This window comes from Nonomuraea sp. NPDC050394 (genome assembly GCF_044459065.1).
In the GTDB taxonomy this organism is placed as follows: Bacteria; Actinomycetota; Actinomycetes; order Streptosporangiales; family Streptosporangiaceae; genus Nonomuraea.
Genome location: NZ_JBITIO010000005.1, coordinates 618,564 through 634,116 on the forward strand (window position 1 = coordinate 618,564; position 15,553 = coordinate 634,116).

Here is a 15,553-nt window from a genome sequence, read left to right on the forward strand (position 1 = left end):
AGGTGGGCGGGCGCAGGGTGTGGCGGTGGGGTCGGGGGTGGAGGTGGGCGGGCGCAGGGTGTGGCGGTGGGGCCGGGGGTGGAGGTGGGCGAAACAGCGTGTGGCGGTGGGGCCGGTGGCAGAGGCCGGAGGGGGATGGTGCGGTAACGGGGGCGGGAGCGGGAGCGGGAGGGGGCTGGTGGTGGTGAGGGGCGGAGGTGGGGTGGGTGGTAGGGGCGGAGGGTGGCTGGGGGGCGGGGTTACGATCTTGGGCATGAGCGAGCTCTTGGTCGACCGTTCGGACGACGGCGTCGTCTGGGTGACCTTCAACCTCCCCGACCGCCGCAACGCCATGACCGACGCCATGACCCGACGCTGGTCCCAGGAGATGGCCGCCCTGGCCCAGGACAGAACCGCGCGCTGCGTGGTGATCACCGGCGCGGGCAGCGCCTTCTCCGCTGGTGGAGACCTGTCCTGGCTGTCGGAGAGAGCCACTGAATCGGTCCCGGACCTCAGGGACCGCATGCTCACCTTCTACCGGACATGGCTGTCCATCACCCATCTGGAAATCCCCACGATCGCCGCCGTGAACGGCGCCGCCGTAGGGGCGGGCCTCTGCCTGGCCCTGGCCTGTGACCTGGTCTACGCGGCGGACGACGCCAAACTGCTGGCCCCTTTCACCTCCCTGGGCCTGCACCCGGGCATGGCGGCCACGTACCTGCTGCCGAAGACGGGAGGCCTGAGACTGGCCCGCGAGATGCTCCTGACCGGACGTGTCCTGACAGGAGCAGAAGCAGCATCAGAAGGTCTGATAAATCGGGCATTCGCGGGAAATGACCTTAGGCGCTCCGTTCAAGAGATCGCCCTCAAGGTCGCCTCAACCGCCCCCATCGCCGCGAAACTCACCAAATCCGCGCTAAATGGGGATCATCAGGATCTCGAAGCCGCCCTCCGCTGGGAAGCCCTCGCCCAGCCCGTGACCATGGCTTCCGCCGACATGGTGGAGGGTCTTCGTGCCCATCGGGAAAGGCGGGTGCCCAAATTCACCGGCTCTTAATCATCTGACCAGCTAAAACAGGGCTCACCCCCTGTGGAATTCGGCCGGTGTCGGCTAACGTGCATATGTGCCCCCCGAGACAGTCGAGGTCCGTCGAAGTTCTCGTCGCCGGCGTACGGTCTCCGCATACCGAGACGGCGACAAGACGATCGTGCTCTTGCCCGCATGGCTGAGCGGCGAAGACGCTGATGAATGGGTGAGCCGGATGCTCGATCGGCTGGCGGCCAAGGAGCGGCGGCGTAGACCCACCGACGAAGGACTCCAGGCCAGAGCCAACGAGCTGTCGGCGAAGTACCTCGACGGAAGAGCGCGGCCCGCCACCGTCCGCTGGGTGGACAACCAGCAGCACCGATGGGGCTCGTGCACCCCGGACAACGCCACGATCAGGATCTCGACCCGCCTCAAGGGCCTGCCGGAATGGGTCATCGACTACGTCATCATCCACGAGCTCGTGCACCTGCTGGTGCCGAGCCACGGCCCCCAGTTCTGGGCTCTGGTCGAACAGTATCCCAAGGCCGAGCGGGCGCGCGGGTTCCTCGAAGGATTCTCCGCCGCCGCGCACAACGCCCCGGAGGAATGTTGATCCGCACCGTCGCGGTTCTCGCGCGCCGGAACATGGCGAAGGCGGCCCCTGACGGAGTGGATCAGGAGGAGTTCCTGACGGCCGTGGCCGAGGACACCTACGAGATGGTGGCCGGCCTCGAACTCGTCACTCCGGTACTGGTGACGAGCGTGCCCGGCCTGGAGGAGATCGTCTGGCCCGGCACCGAAGTGATCACGATGGACGATGACGAACCCCTGAAGGACGTCATCAGACGCCTCCCGGGCGACCAGGCCGCCGTCGTCAACGCCGACGCCCCCGACCTGCCCCCGCTCCTCATCGGCAAGCTCTTTCGCGAACTCGGCCGCGCCCAGCTCGCCCTGTGCCCCTCCGAGTACGGCGGCGCCGTCGCGCTGGCCTGTCACCTTCCCCTCCCCGGCTGGGCCGACCCCGACCTGGACGCCCACGACCCGGTGGCCGACCTGCGCGCCCAGGCCCCGGGCCGCCGCATGGTCGCGGCGTCACCCGGCTGGCACCGCCTGCGTACCCCGGACGACGTCCTCCGCCTGGACCCCGGTCTCGAAGGCTGGGACAACACCCGCGCCCTCCTGGGGAAGTTCTAGCCGGGCCACCACCGCCCGGTGGTCGGTTCCCGGCAGGGTGTGCACGCCGACCTCCCGCACGCCCACGCGGGCGTCCACCAGCACGTGGTCGATCGTGATCATGGGCGGCAGCCGCGCGTTCGCCGGCCAGGTGGGCACCAGCCCGGCTCCGGCCCGGTCGGCCGCGTCCGTGTACCCGCGGGCCAGCACCTCGCGCAGCGCCGCATGGTCGAGCGTGGCGTTGAAGTCCCCGGCCAGGATCCGCGGGATCTCCACCGAGGCGGAGGGCAGCGCCGCGAGAGCCGTACGCCACCGCTCCAGATTCTCCGACGTGGGCTGCGGCGGATGCACCGCGAGGACCTCGACCCGTCCGCCGCCGGGCAGGCTGACCACCGATCCGGTCAGCGGGTGCCGCGAAAACACGCCCCGCTCCGCCTGAAGGTCCCGGTACGGCATCATCCCGCCCAGCCCGGCGCCGTCCAGCCGGTCCACGGCCTCGGGCGTCAGTTCCTGGGCGCTCAGGACGTCGGGCCGCACCCGCCGTACCAGATCCACCAGAGCCGCGGGATCGGCCCGGCCGGCCAGCAAGTTCACCGACAGCACCGTGAACGGCCTGCCACCGGCGACGGCGCCGTCACCGAACGCCCGGGGCAGCACGCACGACGCCAGCGCGACCGTGGTGACAACGGCGACGCACGCGGCGACGGGCCGCCGCCCGAAGACCGCGACCAGGACGGGAAGCAACGACCCCAGGGCGACGTACGGCGTGGCCGACATGACCTGCGTCAACGGCCCGCCACGTTCAAGCCCGGCCACCCGCGCCACAGCCCAGACGGCGAAGGGGATGACCAGGATCCAGGCGAGGGAGGCGCGCACCGGCGCACGGCGGGCAGGAGTGACGATCGTCCCTCCGACCACCGCGAAACCCCCTCAGGCCAGAAGTGCCGCCCTGCCGCGCCTGGCCAGCCGCCTGGTCGCCTCGTCGGACAACTCGGGGATCTCCTCCACCGGGAACCAGCGCAGGTCCAGGGACTCCTCGCTGATCACCGCCTCCGCGCCCTCGGGCGCCACGGCGGCGTACTCCACGTCAAGGTGCCACGAACGCGGCGGATGACACCAGACCTCGTGCCTGTCCAGCGCCAGCGGGCCCGGAAGCAGCCGGAGTCCAGAGATTCCGGACTCCTCCCCGGCCTCCCGCAGCGCCACCCCCGTCAGCGTCCGGTCGGCGCGCTCGCAGTGGCCGCCCATCGGCAGCCACATCCCCGCCTTCGGGTGCAGCGTCAGAAGGACCCGCGCACCGTCGTGGGACAACACCGCGGTGGTCGCGGTCAGGTGCCCGGGAACGCACTCCCGGTACATGGCGTCGGCGTGCGTCGCCAGGTGCTCCAGGAACTCCTTGCGCAGCACCTCCTCCTCGGGGGTCGGCGCCGACCAGCCGGTCAGCACGGCGACCGCGTCAGAGCGCAGCGTCACTCCGATTCTCCGGGCTCGTCCAGCTTGGAGATGTCCCAGTCGGAATCGCCCTTCACGAACGTGTCCGGGTGGTCGAGGTCCTCGGCCGTCGGCATCAGGTCGGGGTGACCCCAGACCGAGTCGCGGCCGTCGAGCCCGCGGTCGGCCTCCAGCGCCTGCCACAGCGCCGCCGCCTCCCGCAGCCTGCGCGGACGCAGCTCCAGGCCCACCAGCGTGCCGAACGTCAGCTCGGCGGGGCCGCCGGTGGCGCGGCGCCTGCGTACCGTCTCGGCGAGGGCGTTGGCCGAAGGCAGCTTGCCCTCCGCCGCGGCGTCCACGACGGTCGCCACCCAGCCCTCGACCAGCGCCAGCATCGTCTCCAGACGGGCCAGCGCGGCCTTCTGCCGTTCGGTCTCCTCTGGCTTGAGCAGCGCGCCGCCGCTCAACGCCTCCTGGAGCGCCTCGGGGTTGCTGATGTCGAGGCCGCGGATCTGCTCTTCGAGCGCCGAGGTGTCGACCGTGATCCCCTTGGCGTACTCCTCGACGGCGCCGAGCAGGTGCGAACGCAGCCACGGCACGTGCTGGAACAGCCGGTGATGGGCCGCCTCGCGCAGCGCCAGGTACAGCCGGATCTCGTCGGCGGGCAGTTCGAGGCCGTCGCTGAAGGAGGCGATGCCGCCGGGCAGCAGCGCGGCCGTGTCCGACAGCGGCAGGCCGATGTCGGTCGTGCCGATCACCTCGCGCGCCAGCGAACCGAGCGCCTGCCCGATCTGCTGGCCGACCATCATGCCGCCCATCTGCTTGAGCATGCCCATGAGCGGCCCGGCCATCTGCTGGGCCTCGGCGGGCAGGCCGGCACCGCCGAGCGCGCCGCCCATGGTCTCGACCATGCGTTCGGCGATCGGCTCACACAGCTTGCGCCACACCGGGACGGTGTTCTCGATCCACTCGGACCGGCTCCACGCCTGCGGGTTCGACACCCCGCTCGGCAGCGCCGTGGCCTCGTTGAGCCACAGGTCGGCCAGACTGAGCGCGTCGATGATCTGGCGGCGTTCTCCGTCCATGACGGAGGGATCGCCCTCGGCGACCACCGCGTGTCGGGCGATGTTCTTGGCCATGTCCCAGTTGACAGGGCCGGAACCCTGAGGCGCCGACAGCATGTCGGCGAACTGGCGCATCGCCTGAGCCATCTGCTCAGGGTTGCCGAACATGGCGAACGGGTTTTCGTTGGGGTCGTTTTCACGACCTGGCAGGTCAGTCACCGCTCTACCTCGTGCAGGATGGAGGAGTCCACATCCGCCACGTTAGTCGTCCTACGGCGGATCAGTGCAAAGTGAGGACCGTGTGCCTACCTCGAAACGCCCGCGCCAACCGGTCGTCGCCGTCACCGGCGCGGCCTCCGGCCTCGGTCGCGAGCTGCTCGCAAGGCTCGCGAACTCAGCGGATTTCCGCAGGGTGGTGGCCATCGACGAGCAGCGCGGCGACGTCCAGGACGTCACCTGGCGAGTGATCGACGTCCGGGATCCGCTCTTGGCGAACCGCATCTCCGACATCGACGTGCTGGTCCACCTGGCCGGAGACTACGCCGTCGACTCCAACCCCGGTGAGCGCCGCGCGTACAACCTGCGCGCCGCACAGACCGTGCTCACCGCCAGCGCCGCCGCGCGCGTGCGCCGCGTCGTGCTCGTCACGAGCGCGATGGTGTACGGCGCCGCCCCCGACAACCCGGTCCCGCTGCCGGAGGACTCCGCGGTGGCCGCGGAGCCGGACACCGGCGTCGTCGGCGACTACCTGGAGATCGAGGCCCTGGTCCGCCGGGCCATCAGGAGCAACACCGGCCTGGACGTGACCGTCCTGCGCCCGGCCGCCGTCGTGGGCCCGGGCGCCGACACCGTCATCACCCGCCACTTCGAGTCGCCCCGGCTGCTGGCGGTGAAGGGCTGCACCCCGCGCTGGCAGTTCTGCCACATCGAGGATCTGGTCTCGGCGCTGGAACTGGCCGCCCGCGGCGTGGTCACCGGCGTGGTGGCCGTGGGCTCCGACGGCTGGCTGGAGCAGGAGCAGGTGGAGGAGCTGTCCGGCATCCGGCGCTTCGAGCTGCCCGCGGGCCTGACCTTCGGCACGGCCCAGCGCCTGCACCGGCTGGGCATCACCCCGGCGCCCGCCACGGACCTGCACTACGTCGTCTACCCGTGGGTCGTCGACTGCGCCCAGCTGCGCGAGGCCGGCTGGAAACCCGCCTGGACCAATGAGGCCGCCCTGGAGCAGCTGCTCGAACTGCGCGAGAACCGCACCACCGTGGCCGGACGCCGCCTGCCCGTCAAGGAGGCGACGCTCACCGCGGCCGGCGCCACCGTGGCCGTCATCGGCACCGCCGCCATCGTCCGTCAGGTCCGCAAGAGGCGCCGCCTGTAGGCTTGTTTGCGTGGACGTCATCCGGTTGCTAGACATTCGCGACACCCCGTTGTCCGTCGACGAGGTGTACGCCGCCGTGGGCGACCACGCGGCGGGCGGGACGACCCTGTTCGTCGGCACCGTACGCGAGCAGGACCAGGGCAAGCCGGTCAAGCGGCTCTCCTATTCCGCGCACCCGTCCGCGCGGGCGGAGCTGCGCCGCGTGGCCGAGAAGGTGGCAGCGGACTTCCCCGTGACCGCGCTCGCCGCCGTCCACCGGGTCGGTGACCTGGAGCTGGGTGACATCGCGGTCATCGTCGCGGCGGCCTGCCCGCACCGCGGCGAAACCTTCGCCGCCTCACGACGCCTGATCGACGACCTCAAGGCCGAGGTCCCCATCTGGAAACATCAGCTCTTCGGGGACGGGTCGGCCGAGTGGGTCGGCGCCTGCGAATAAGCTCTCTCCATGTCACGACGTGCCCTGACCCTGCTCGTGGCGGGCTTTATGGTGCTCGCCCTCGGTGTCGTCGGCGCCCTCATGAAGGTGCCCTACGTCGTGCTGAGCCCCGGCCCGACCGAGAACACCATCGGTGAGGTCGACAAGAAGCCGGTCATCGCGATCACGGGCCGCCAGGTCTACCCGACCGACGGCGCTCTCAGCCTGGTCACCGTCGCCTACCAGGGCGGCCCCAGCAGCCGCATCGACCTGATGACCGCGCTGCGCGGCTGGCTCGACCCGAACGTCGCGGTGGTGCCGGAAGAGACGATCTTCCCCAAGAGCCGCACCGCCAAGCAGGTCGAGGAAGAGAACACCGTCGAGATGGCCAACTCGCAGGACAACGCGACGGCCGCCGCGCTCACCGAGCTCAAGATCCCCTACAGCACCGTCGTCACGGTCCTTTCCACGGAGAAGGGCAAGCCCGCCGACGGCAAGGTGCAGAAGGGCGACGAGATCAACGCCATCGACGGCAAGAAGGTCACCGACGTCGACATGGTCCGTGAGACCGTCCGCGCGCTCAAGCCGGGCGCCGACGTGGTGTTCGGCGTCGCCAGAGGCGAGAAGAAGGTCGACGTCACGGTCAAGACCACCTCGGGCGACAAGGGCGCGACCATGGTCGGGATGACCATGCAGGCCAAGTACAAGTTCCCGTTCAAGGTCAGCATCAGCGTGGGCGACGTCGGCGGGCCGAGCGCCGGCCTGATGTTCTCACTCGGCATCGTCGACAAGCTCACCCCCGGCTCCCTGACCGGCGGCAAGTCGATCGCGGGCACCGGAACCATCACGCCGGAGGGCGAGGTCGGGGCGATCGGCGGCATCGCGCAGAAGATGGTCGGCGCCAAGAAGGCGGGCGCCACGCTCTTCCTCACCCCGGCCGACAACTGCGCCGAGGCGCTGAAGGCGGCGCCCGACGGGCTGCGGCTGGTGAAGGCGGAGACCCTGCACGACATGGTCACGACACTCGACGCGCTGCGCCAGGGAAAGACAGATCTTCCCGCATGTACGGCGAGCTGAAACTTCTCGCGCCCGTCGTGCGTTAGCCGTACGGCTGGCACACCGGTGTAGGTTGCCAGAGCGAGACGATTGTTCACCACGACGAGGGGTTGGCCTTGAGCTTCCGGACCCCAGGAGCCGGCAGGGCGATGCGCTTGCCCCGCCGCCCGCGACTGCTGCTTCCTGTCGCGATCGCCCTCGTGGCGATTGTGGCGTTCTTCTTCCTGTTTGCTGGCATTTACACCGACTATCTCTGGTTCGACTCCGTCAGGTACACCTCGGTCTTCTCCGGCGTGATGCTGACGCAGATCGTGTTGTTCCTGGTCGGCGCGTTGTTGATGGTCGGCATAGCCGGCGGCAACATGCTGCTGGCGTTCAGGATGCGGCCGATGTTCGGCCCCGCCATGTTCGGCGGAGGCAGCGGCGCCGACCGCTACCGGATGGCGCTCGACCCCCACCGCAAGCTGATCTTCATCGTGGGCATGGCCGTGCTCGCCTTGTTCGCGGGGTCGTCGGTGGCGGGCCAGTGGAAGACCTGGCTCCAGTTCTCCAACGGCGTGAAGGCCGGCAAGACAGACCCGATGTTCGGGCTGGACGTGTCGTTCTTCATGTTCGACTATCCGTTCATCCGGATGGCGCTGAACTTCCTGTTCACCGCGATCATCATCTCGATCGTGCTCGCCGCGATCACGCATTACCTGTACGGCGGGTTCCGCCTGCAGTCGCCCGGCGTGCACGCCTCACGCGCGGCCCGCACCCACCTGTCGGTGCTGCTGGGCGTGTTCGTGCTGCTGAAGGCGGTGGCCTACTGGGTCGACCGCTACGGCCTGGTCTTCTCCGATCGCGGTAAGGTCTTCGGCGCGTCCTACACCGACCTCAACGCGGTGCTTCCGGCCAAGACCATTCTCGCGATCATTGCGCTGATCTGCGCCGCGATGCTGTTCGCCGGCGTCTTCCGCCCCGGCGGCATGCTGCCGGGCGTCTCCTTCGGCCTCCTCGTGCTGTCGGCCGTGCTGATCGGCAGCGTCTACCCGGCGCTGGTCGAGCAGTTCCAGGTCAAGCCGAACCAGCAGGCCAAGGAGAAGGAGTCGATCTCCAGAAACATCCAGGCCACGCGGGACGCGTTCAAGGTCGACGACAACAACATCTCGGTGAAGCAGTACGGCGCGACGACCAGCGCGACCGAGCAGGTCCTTCAGCAGGAGGCCAGCGCGATCCCCGGTCTGCGCCTGCTCGACCCGACGATCCTGTCGCCGACGTTCCAGCAGCTCCAGCAGATCAAGGGCTACTACCAGTTCCCCGAGCAGCTGGACATCGACCGCTACAAGGCGCCCGACGGCAAGATCCGCGACACCGTGGTCTCGGTCCGCGACATCGGGCTGCCGCCGGAGGCCGAGCGCAACTGGATCAACAGCCGCCTCGTCTACACCCACGGCTTCGGCTTCGTGGCCGCGCCGGGCAACCAGGTGGGCTCCGGCGGCCTGCCGGTCTTCAACGCCAAGGACATCCCGCCGGTCGGCGACCTGATCGGGCCGAAGTTCGAGCCCCGCGTCTACTTCGGCGAGAACTCGCCCGAATACTCCATCGTCGGCGGCCCCAAGCCGGGCCCCGGCCAGGGCGTCGAGCTCGACTACCCCGACGACCAGCAGGGCGGCAGCGGGCAGAAGAACAACACCTACGCCGGCAACGGCGGCGTGCCCATCGGCAACTTCTTCACGAAGCTGCTCTACGCCGCCAAGTACGGCGAGACCAACCTGCTGCTCTCCTCCGACGTCAACGACTTCTCGCGGATCCTGTACGAGCGCAAGCCGCTGGAGCGCGTGGGCAAGGTGGCGCCGTTCCTGACGCTGGACAAGGACCCGTACCCGGCGATCGTGAACAACCGGATCGTCTGGATCGTCGACGGCTACACGACGTCAGACTCCTACCCGTACTCCCAGCGCAAGAGCCTCGGCGACCTGACCACCGACGTGCAGACCAGCAAGCTGGTGGCCGGTCAGCCGCAGCCCGCGCCGACCGACGTCATCAACTACATGCGCAACTCGGTCAAGGCCACCGTGGACGCCTACGACGGCACCGTGACCCTGTACGCCTGGGACGACGTCGACCCGGTGCTGAAGACGTGGCAGAACACGTTCGGCACGATCATCAAGCCGAAGGCCGAGATCCCGGCCGAGCTGCGCGACCACCTGCGCTACCCGGCCGACATGTTCAAGGCGCAGCGGGAGATCCTGACGCAGTACCACGTCACCGACCCGGGCGCGTTCTTCGGCGGCCAGGACTTCTGGAAGGTCCCCGAGGACCCGGCCACCAAGAAGAGCAAGCAGCCGCCGTACTACGTGACGATGAAGATGCCGGAGGGGAGCGAGCGGTTCTCGCTGACGACGACCTTCGTCCCGAACGGCCGGCAGAACATGGCCGCCTTCATGGCCGTGGACGCCACCGCCGACCCGTCGCAGGCGAAGCTGGAGATCCTCCAGCTACCCAGCAACACGGCGGTACAGGGTCCGCCACAGGCACAGAACACGTTCCTGTCGAACCCGACGGTCTCCGAGCGGCTGAACCTGCTGCGCGGCACCGGCGGCGCCACCGAGGTCATCTACGGCAACCTGCTCACGCTTCCGTTCGGCGGCGGCCTGCTCTACGTCGAGCCGGTCTACGTCCAGCCGAAGGAGGAGAGCGCGGGCCGCTTCCCGAGCCTGCGCAAGGTGCTGGTGTTGTTCGGGGACAAGGTTGGCTTCGGCGACACGCTGGACGCCGCCCTGAAGGAGGTCTTCGGCGTCGCGCCACCGACGCAGACGGGTGAGAAACCCACGGAGACCAAGCCGAACACCAACACCACCGCGCTGACCAAGGCCATCACCGCCGTCGAGACGGCCTATCAGGAGGGCCAGGCGGCCCTGAAGGCCTCACCGCCCGACTGGGTGAAGTACGGCGAGGCGCAGAAGAAGCTGGAGACGGCACTGAAGGAGCTGCAGGCGCTGGGAGCCACCCAGCCGCAGGCCACGCCGTCCGCCTCGCCCTCCCCGTCCACGCCGCCGTCCACGCCACCGCCATCGACGCCGCCGCCTTCACCGACGGCCACCGCGACCAGCGGATGACCGACGAGGACCCCGCCTTTTCGGTGGGGTCCTCGCCGCTTCCGGCGTATCGGTTTGCGCAGGCACCCGGTGGCGGATACTCTCGTGAAGCACGACGACGCGGGGTGGAGCAGTTCGGTAGCTCGCTGGGCTCATAACCCAGAGGTCGCAGGTTCAAATCCTGTCCCCGCTACCAAAGAAGGCCCTGATCAATGCGATCAGGGCCTTCGTGCTTTCCGTGATCTTCGTTTTGCGTCCGCGGTGAATCACCGCTATGGTTAAGACACACACCGACGCGGGGTGGAGCAGTTCGGTAGCTCGCTGGGCTCATAACCCAGAGGTCGCAGGTTCAAATCCTGTCCCCGCTACCAAAGAAGGCCCTGATCATTGCGATCAGGGCCTTCGTGTTTTCACCGGCAACGCAAATCCAGGCCGGCGTCGTGCATTTCCAGGAATTCCACGATCACCGGCCGCGGTCCTTTTCCTCCGGCGAAGTACACCTCGCCGGGTAATGTCCCGCCTTGGACGCCGCGGATCGTCGTGCTCTCGTAGTACTTCACGACCGCGGCCTCCGGCAGCGTCGTGACCAAGGACAACCGCACGAGGTAATCGCAGTGGTTGCTGTTGCCGATCTGCAGCCCGACCTTGCCCTGTGCGACCACGTTGGGCTGGGTGCCCGGCGGCAGCGGGTAGGCGCGTACCCGCTCGACCAGTGCGCTCAGTCGCATGTCGTTGATCCACATGGGGGTCTGTACCAGCAGGGCCGCCGCTACGAGCGACCCCGCCACCCACCACCAGCGCCGGTTCAGGCGCCTCGATGGCCCGGCCGGTCGGGCGAGCACCGGTGTTTCCGTGAGCGTGCTGTCCACCTCACTCGTCCCTTCTGTAGCACGCTAAGCATCTTGGGGGGCTTCGTGATCGTGAACAAGGCCCTAATCTCGCGCGGCTGACAGGATGGCGTCATGGGTGATGTGCTGCTGGCCGCCGGTCTGGCGCTGGCCGGCCTCCTGCCGCTGGACCAGCCCTTCGGCCGCGACCCCGACACGCTGTTCTACGCGCTCTTCCTGGCGGGCGCCGCCGCGGTCGCGCTGCGCCGCCGCTTTCCCGCCGCGGTGATGGCCTTGACCTGCGGCTCGCTCGGGCTGCTTCTCGGCCTCGGCTACCTGCCAGGACTGATCATGGGCCCGGCGATGGCCGGCCTGTACACGGCGGCGGTGCGCGGGATGCGGCTCTGGGCCGCCGCCGGGCTGGCGGCGGTGCCGGCCGGCGCCGCGTTCCTGCCGGAGGATGTCGCCGTGCGGGCCATTTACATGCTGACGTGGGCGGGCATGCTGGGCTGCGCCGTACTGGCCGGGGAGTTCGTGCGTGCTCGGGCGCGCGCGGCCGGGCACGATGAGCGGTTGCGCATCGCACGGGAACTGCACGACGTGCTCGGGCACGGCATGGCCGCCATCACGGTGCAGTCCGCGACCGCGCTGCACCTGCTCGGCGACGCCCATCCCGAGGTACGGCAGGCGCTCCAGGCCATCCGCGACACCAGCAAACAGGCCATGGGCCGGGTCCGCGACAGCGTCTTCCTGGAGGGCGAGTCACTGACCGGGATCGACGACCTGCTCGGCGCGGTACGCCGGGCCGGCCTGCCCGTCGAGGTCACGGGAAGCCCGGGGGAACTGCGTCCCGAGGTGGACCACGCCGCGTACCGCATCATCCAGGAGGCGCTCACCAACACGCTGCGCCACGCGGGACCGGACGCCTCGGCCGGAGTACGGATGGAGCGGACGTCCCGCGCGCTGCTCATCGACGTCACCGACGACGGCACGGGCGGCATCGGCCGGGCGGGCAGCGGCATCGCGGGCATGAAGGCCAGGGCCAGAGCGCTGGGCGGGCACGTCAGGGTCAGATCCGACGCCCCGGAGACCGGCGTGACGGTGTCGGCCAGGCTGCCGCTGCGGCCGGGACCGCTCGCCCGGCTGGGCCGCCGATGATCAGGGTGGTGCTCGCCGACGACCAGGCGCTGGTCCGCGGCGGGTTCCGGCTGATCCTGCAGTCGGCTCCAGGCATCGAGGTCGTGGGCGAGGCGGCCGACGGCGGCGCCGCCGTGGCCCTGGCCCGCGACGAGCGGCCGGACGTTCTGCTGATGGACATCCGCATGCCGTCGGTCGACGGGCTCACCGCCACCGCCAGGATCGCCGCCGACCCCGAGCTCAAGGGCGTGCGCGTGCTCATGCTCACCACCTACGCCCAGGACGCCAACGTCTTCGCCGCGCTGCGGGCGGGCGCGAGCGGCTTCCTGGTCAAGGACGTGGAGCCGGAGGAACTGCTGCACGCGGTCCGCGTGGTCGCCCGAGGTGACGCGCTGCTCGCGCCCGCGGTGACCAGGGGGCTGATCGAGGCGTTCACGGCCGTCGCGCCCGCCGAGGTGCCCGCGCTGGACGGGCTGACCGGGCGGGAGCGGGAGGTGCTGGCGCTGGTGGCCAAGGGGCACAGCAACGACGAGATCGCCGTGAAGCTGGACATGCGGCCGCTGACCGCCAAGACGCATGTGAACCGGGCCATGTCCAAGCTCGGCGCGCGGGATCGGGCGCAACTGGTGGTCGTGGCCTACGAGTCGGGGCTGGTCGTACCGCGGTCGCGGTAGCCGGCTGCCGCGGGTGCGGTAGCCGTACAACCGGACTTGGGCAGGAGGAACGCGCCCGCCGCACGGTCGATCATGAAGTCATGCGAAGGATCTGGCGGTCGTGGCCGCGGTGGGTGGGGTATGCGGCGGGCGGGTTCGCGGCGCTCGCGGTGGTCCTGGGTCTGGCGGGCGCGGCGGTGCCCGGGTGGGTGGGGGCCGTGGGCGGCGCGCTCGGGCTGGCGGGACTCGTGCTCAGACGGGGCTGGGTGGTGTGGGCGGGCGTGGTGGTGCTGGCCTTCAGCACGTTCGGGCTGCTGCAGGATCTCGTGACGCTGCTGGGACTGGGACGGCCGGACAACTGGCCCGGGTTCCTGGCCAAGGTGGCGCGCGTCTTGGTGATGCTGTCGCTCGTGGGGGCGGCGCTGGTCGTCGGCAGGCGGGCGCGCGGCGCCTGCGGGAGGTGCGGGTACGCGCACGCGGACGGCGGACCGGTGCCCTTGCGCTTTCCCGAGGCCACGACGGCGCCCAAGGGGGTGCGGTGGGCGGCCTATGTGGGAGCCGCCTTCTTCCTGCCCTACGCGGGGGCGAAGGTGGCCTTCGGGCTGGAGTACCGGACCGGCTACATCGAGGGCGGCGGGTTCATGGCGGTGCTGGCGCACTTCGGCGTCGACCTCACGGCGCTGCTGGCCCTGCTTGGGGTCTTCCTGCTGGTGGCCATGACCCGGCCGTGGAGCCAGGTGTGGCCGCGATGGGTGCCGGGACTGGCCGGACGGCGCGTGCCGCGCTGGCTGCCGCTCGTGCCGGCGTGGCTGGGGGCGACGCTGGGGCCGTACGGGCTGTTCGGGGTGGGGTACCTGCTGGTCTTCGGGCTGGGCGCGCTGCCGCTGCCGGGGTTCGTGGGGCCGGCCGGGATCGTCGGGTTCGCCGGGGCGGGGCTCGCCTTCGCCGTGGTGGCCTGGGACTACCAGCGCAGGACCCGGCCGCGGTGTCTCACAGCAGGCGGCGCAGCCGTACCCGCTCGGTAGGGGTGGTGTGCGGGTCGCGCAGGCGGGCCGCGGCGGCGTCGGCCAGGCGCGGGAACGGATCGGTGGCGCTGCCGCGCAGGAGGGCGCGGGCGAGCGGGCGGCGGATCAGCTTGATCATCGTGATCGGGATCTCGCTCGTGCGCAGCGTCAGGTAGGTCGTGGCCAGTTCGAACGCGGGCTCGCCCGCCGCGGCGTTGCACCAGTCGATGACCGAGGGGCCGTCGGGCGTCATGATCACGTTGAGCGGGTGGAGGTCGAGGTGGAGCACGCGGTCGCCGGGGGAGGGGTCGAGCCAGTCCGGCGCCTCGATCGCGTGGAGGCGGTCGTGCAGCCGGCCCAGCAGCCGCCCGTGGCCGGCGACCTTCCACGGCTTCCTGACCAGGACCTCGAACATCGTGGGCCCGTGCAGCCTGGTCATGACCAGGTCGGTCTCGGTCGCGTCGAACACCTCGGGCACCGGGTAGCCCTGGGCGCGTACGTGCTCCATCACGCGGGCCTCGTCGAGGGCGGTGTCGCCATCACGGTAGCGGCGAAGCACTTTGGTGGGAGATAGTGCGAAAACGTCGGCTGTGCGCCCTTTGCCGATGAGGTCCATGACAGGTGCCGCCCATTCATGATTACATGATTACGTGGCTGACAATGAGCAAGTACCGACACTGTACGACTGGGCGGGCGGCAGCGACGCGTTCGAGCGGCTCACCGCGACCTTCTACGCGAAGGTGAAGAAGGACGACGTGGTCGGGCCGCTCTTCGCGCATATGGATCCGGGCCATCCCCGATATGTGGCCATGTGGCTGAGTGAGGTGTTCGGCGGGCCGGCCCGCTACACCGAGGAACGCGGCGGATACCCGCACATGCTCTCCCAGCACCTCGGCAAGGGCATCACCGAGCCACAACGCCGCCGGTGGGTCAACCTGCTGATGGACGCGGCCGACGAGGTCGGGCTGCCGGACGACCCCGAGTTCAGGGCCGCCTTCGCCGGATACATCGAGTGGGGGACGCGGCTCGCGCTGCACAACTCGCAGCCCGGGGCGAATCCTCCGGCCAAGGCGCCGACGCCGCGGTGGGGCTGGGGGGTGGCGCCGCCGTACCAGCCGTAACCTGGATCTATGAGGGGGACGCTGCGGATATACCTGGGCGCGGCCCCCGGCGTGGGCAAGACCTACGCCATGCTCGACGAAGGGCGGCGCGCGCTCGCCCGAGGCAGAGACGTGGGGGGGGGGGGGGGCGGGGGCCCCCCCCCCCCCCCCCCCCCCCCCGCCGCCGCCGGCGGGGGGACAGGCGCGGGGACGACGTCCACAAACCCCCCCCCCC

The 15,553-nt window shown here is 70.1% G+C and carries 16 protein-coding genes, 2 tRNA genes and 1 pseudogene; 14 read left to right on the top strand and 5 right to left on the bottom strand.

What is annotated here, in order from left to right; genetic code table 11:
• Window positions 1-253 precede the first annotated feature (253 nt).
• The 3 genes from ACIBKY_RS23770 (at window position 254) to ACIBKY_RS23780 (ending at window position 2,200) form a co-directional block, all read left to right on the top strand.
• A complete protein-coding gene (locus ACIBKY_RS23770; protein WP_397099417.1) occupies window positions 254-1,036 on the top strand; it encodes an enoyl-CoA hydratase/isomerase family protein in 783 nt (260 codons plus the stop codon).
• A 205-nt stretch (window positions 1,037-1,241) separates the two neighbouring features.
• Entirely contained in the window at window positions 1,242-1,619 is a 378-nt protein-coding gene (locus ACIBKY_RS23775) for a M48 family metallopeptidase (protein WP_379610488.1), read from the top strand.
• Window positions 1,613-2,200: a hypothetical protein gene (locus tag ACIBKY_RS23780; protein WP_397099419.1), complete on the top strand. Its 588-nt coding sequence runs from the start codon at window positions 1,613-1,615 to the stop codon at window positions 2,198-2,200. Before ACIBKY_RS23775 ends, ACIBKY_RS23780 begins: the two co-directional genes overlap by 7 nt.
• On the opposite strand, the gene ACIBKY_RS23785 is transcribed toward ACIBKY_RS23780, so the two are convergent.
• The 3 genes from ACIBKY_RS23785 to ACIBKY_RS23795 are packed head-to-tail and all read right to left on the bottom strand — an operon-like array spanning window position 2,099 to window position 4,842.
• The gene (locus tag ACIBKY_RS23785; RefSeq protein WP_397099421.1) at window positions 2,099-3,097 is read right to left on the bottom strand and encodes an endonuclease/exonuclease/phosphatase family protein; all 999 of its coding nucleotides are present in this window, start codon (window positions 3,095-3,097) and stop codon (window positions 2,099-2,101) included. The genes ACIBKY_RS23780 and ACIBKY_RS23785 overlap by 102 nt on opposite strands.
• A gap of 12 nt (window positions 3,098-3,109) precedes the next feature.
• Complete coding sequence (locus tag ACIBKY_RS23790) at window positions 3,110-3,652, bottom strand: NUDIX hydrolase (RefSeq protein WP_397099423.1); 543 nt, start codon at window positions 3,650-3,652, stop codon at window positions 3,110-3,112.
• Window positions 3,649-4,842 carry a zinc-dependent metalloprotease gene (locus ACIBKY_RS23795; RefSeq protein WP_397099471.1) on the bottom strand — a complete coding sequence of 398 codons (1,194 nt, stop codon included), beginning with the start codon at window positions 4,840-4,842 and terminating at the stop codon, window positions 3,649-3,651. Before ACIBKY_RS23795 ends, ACIBKY_RS23790 begins: the two co-directional genes overlap by 4 nt.
• 133 nt (window positions 4,843-4,975) lie before the next feature.
• Here ACIBKY_RS23795 and ACIBKY_RS23800 point away from each other — a divergent pair, with 133 nt between their 5' ends.
• From ACIBKY_RS23800 to ACIBKY_RS23825, 6 genes are all read left to right on the top strand, one after another.
• Window positions 4,976-6,046 (top strand): NAD-dependent epimerase/dehydratase family protein, encoded by a 1,071-nt coding sequence (locus ACIBKY_RS23800; RefSeq protein ID WP_397099425.1) that lies wholly within the window; start codon window positions 4,976-4,978, stop codon window positions 6,044-6,046.
• 10 nt (window positions 6,047-6,056) lie between these two features.
• Complete coding sequence (locus tag ACIBKY_RS23805; protein ID WP_397099427.1) at window positions 6,057-6,482, top strand: molybdenum cofactor biosynthesis protein MoaE; 426 nt, start codon at window positions 6,057-6,059, stop codon at window positions 6,480-6,482.
• 9 nt (window positions 6,483-6,491) lie between these two features.
• The gene (locus ACIBKY_RS23810; protein WP_397099429.1) at window positions 6,492-7,538 is read left to right on the top strand and encodes a PDZ domain-containing protein; all 1,047 of its coding nucleotides are present in this window, start codon (window positions 6,492-6,494) and stop codon (window positions 7,536-7,538) included.
• A gap of 128 nt (window positions 7,539-7,666) precedes the next feature.
• Complete coding sequence (locus ACIBKY_RS23815; RefSeq protein ID WP_397099431.1) at window positions 7,667-10,618, top strand: UPF0182 family protein; 2,952 nt, start codon at window positions 7,667-7,669, stop codon at window positions 10,616-10,618.
• A gap of 98 nt (window positions 10,619-10,716) precedes the next feature.
• A tRNA-Met gene (locus tag ACIBKY_RS23820) sits at window positions 10,717-10,793 on the top strand.
• 98 nt (window positions 10,794-10,891) lie between these two features.
• Window positions 10,892-10,968: transfer RNA gene (locus ACIBKY_RS23825), tRNA-Met, on the top strand.
• A gap of 39 nt (window positions 10,969-11,007) precedes the next feature.
• Here the strand turns inward: ACIBKY_RS23825 and ACIBKY_RS23830 are convergent.
• Entirely contained in the window at window positions 11,008-11,466 is a 459-nt protein-coding gene (locus ACIBKY_RS23830) for a hypothetical protein (protein ID WP_397099433.1), read from the bottom strand.
• A 93-nt stretch (window positions 11,467-11,559) separates the two neighbouring features.
• Here ACIBKY_RS23830 and ACIBKY_RS23835 point away from each other — a divergent pair, with 93 nt between their 5' ends.
• The 3 genes from ACIBKY_RS23835 (at window position 11,560) to ACIBKY_RS23845 (ending at window position 14,239) form a co-directional block, all read left to right on the top strand.
• On the top strand, window positions 11,560-12,582 hold the full coding sequence (locus ACIBKY_RS23835) for a sensor histidine kinase (RefSeq protein ID WP_397099435.1): 1,023 nt from the start codon (window positions 11,560-11,562) through the stop codon (window positions 12,580-12,582).
• Window positions 12,579-13,235, top strand: a complete 657-nt coding sequence (locus tag ACIBKY_RS23840) for a response regulator (protein ID WP_397099437.1) — start codon at window positions 12,579-12,581, stop codon at window positions 13,233-13,235. Before ACIBKY_RS23835 ends, ACIBKY_RS23840 begins: the two co-directional genes overlap by 4 nt.
• Window positions 13,236-13,315: 80 nt before the next feature.
• The gene (locus tag ACIBKY_RS23845; protein WP_397099439.1) at window positions 13,316-14,239 is read left to right on the top strand and encodes a hypothetical protein; all 924 of its coding nucleotides are present in this window, start codon (window positions 13,316-13,318) and stop codon (window positions 14,237-14,239) included.
• Here ACIBKY_RS23845 and ACIBKY_RS23850 read toward each other — a convergent pair.
• Window positions 14,205-14,834 (bottom strand): phosphotransferase, encoded by a 630-nt coding sequence (locus ACIBKY_RS23850; protein ID WP_397099441.1) that lies wholly within the window; start codon window positions 14,832-14,834, stop codon window positions 14,205-14,207. The genes ACIBKY_RS23845 and ACIBKY_RS23850 overlap by 35 nt on opposite strands.
• Window positions 14,835-14,868: 34 nt before the next feature.
• On the opposite strand from ACIBKY_RS23850, the gene ACIBKY_RS23855 reads away from it, so the two are divergent.
• The gene (locus ACIBKY_RS23855; protein ID WP_397099443.1) at window positions 14,869-15,339 is read left to right on the top strand and encodes a group II truncated hemoglobin; all 471 of its coding nucleotides are present in this window, start codon (window positions 14,869-14,871) and stop codon (window positions 15,337-15,339) included.
• A 33-nt stretch (window positions 15,340-15,372) separates the two neighbouring features.
• Window positions 15,373-15,453 (top strand): annotated as a pseudogene (locus ACIBKY_RS23860) (hypothetical protein); the annotation flags it as partial.
• Between the last annotated feature and the right edge of the window lie 100 nt (window positions 15,454-15,553).

Coding starts and splice junctions, on each gene's coding strand:
- ACIBKY_RS23850 (WP_397099441.1), bottom strand. CDS start 14,834: ATGGACCTCATCGGCAAAGGGCGCACAGCCGACGTTTTCGCACTATCT.
- ACIBKY_RS23770 (WP_397099417.1), top strand. CDS start 254: ATGAGCGAGCTCTTGGTCGACCGTTCGGACGACGGCGTCGTCTGGGTG.
- ACIBKY_RS23775 (WP_379610488.1), top strand. CDS start 1,242: ATGCTCGATCGGCTGGCGGCCAAGGAGCGGCGGCGTAGACCCACCGAC.
- ACIBKY_RS23795 (WP_397099471.1), bottom strand. CDS start 4,842: ATGTTCGGCAACCCTGAGCAGATGGCTCAGGCGATGCGCCAGTTCGCC.
- ACIBKY_RS23780 (WP_397099419.1), top strand. CDS start 1,613: ATGTTGATCCGCACCGTCGCGGTTCTCGCGCGCCGGAACATGGCGAAG.
- ACIBKY_RS23835 (WP_397099435.1), top strand. CDS start 11,560: ATGGGTGATGTGCTGCTGGCCGCCGGTCTGGCGCTGGCCGGCCTCCTG.
- ACIBKY_RS23810 (WP_397099429.1), top strand. CDS start 6,492: ATGTCACGACGTGCCCTGACCCTGCTCGTGGCGGGCTTTATGGTGCTC.
- ACIBKY_RS23815 (WP_397099431.1), top strand. CDS start 7,667: ATGCGCTTGCCCCGCCGCCCGCGACTGCTGCTTCCTGTCGCGATCGCC.
- ACIBKY_RS23840 (WP_397099437.1), top strand. CDS start 12,579: ATGATCAGGGTGGTGCTCGCCGACGACCAGGCGCTGGTCCGCGGCGGG.
- ACIBKY_RS23845 (WP_397099439.1), top strand. CDS start 13,316: ATGCGAAGGATCTGGCGGTCGTGGCCGCGGTGGGTGGGGTATGCGGCG.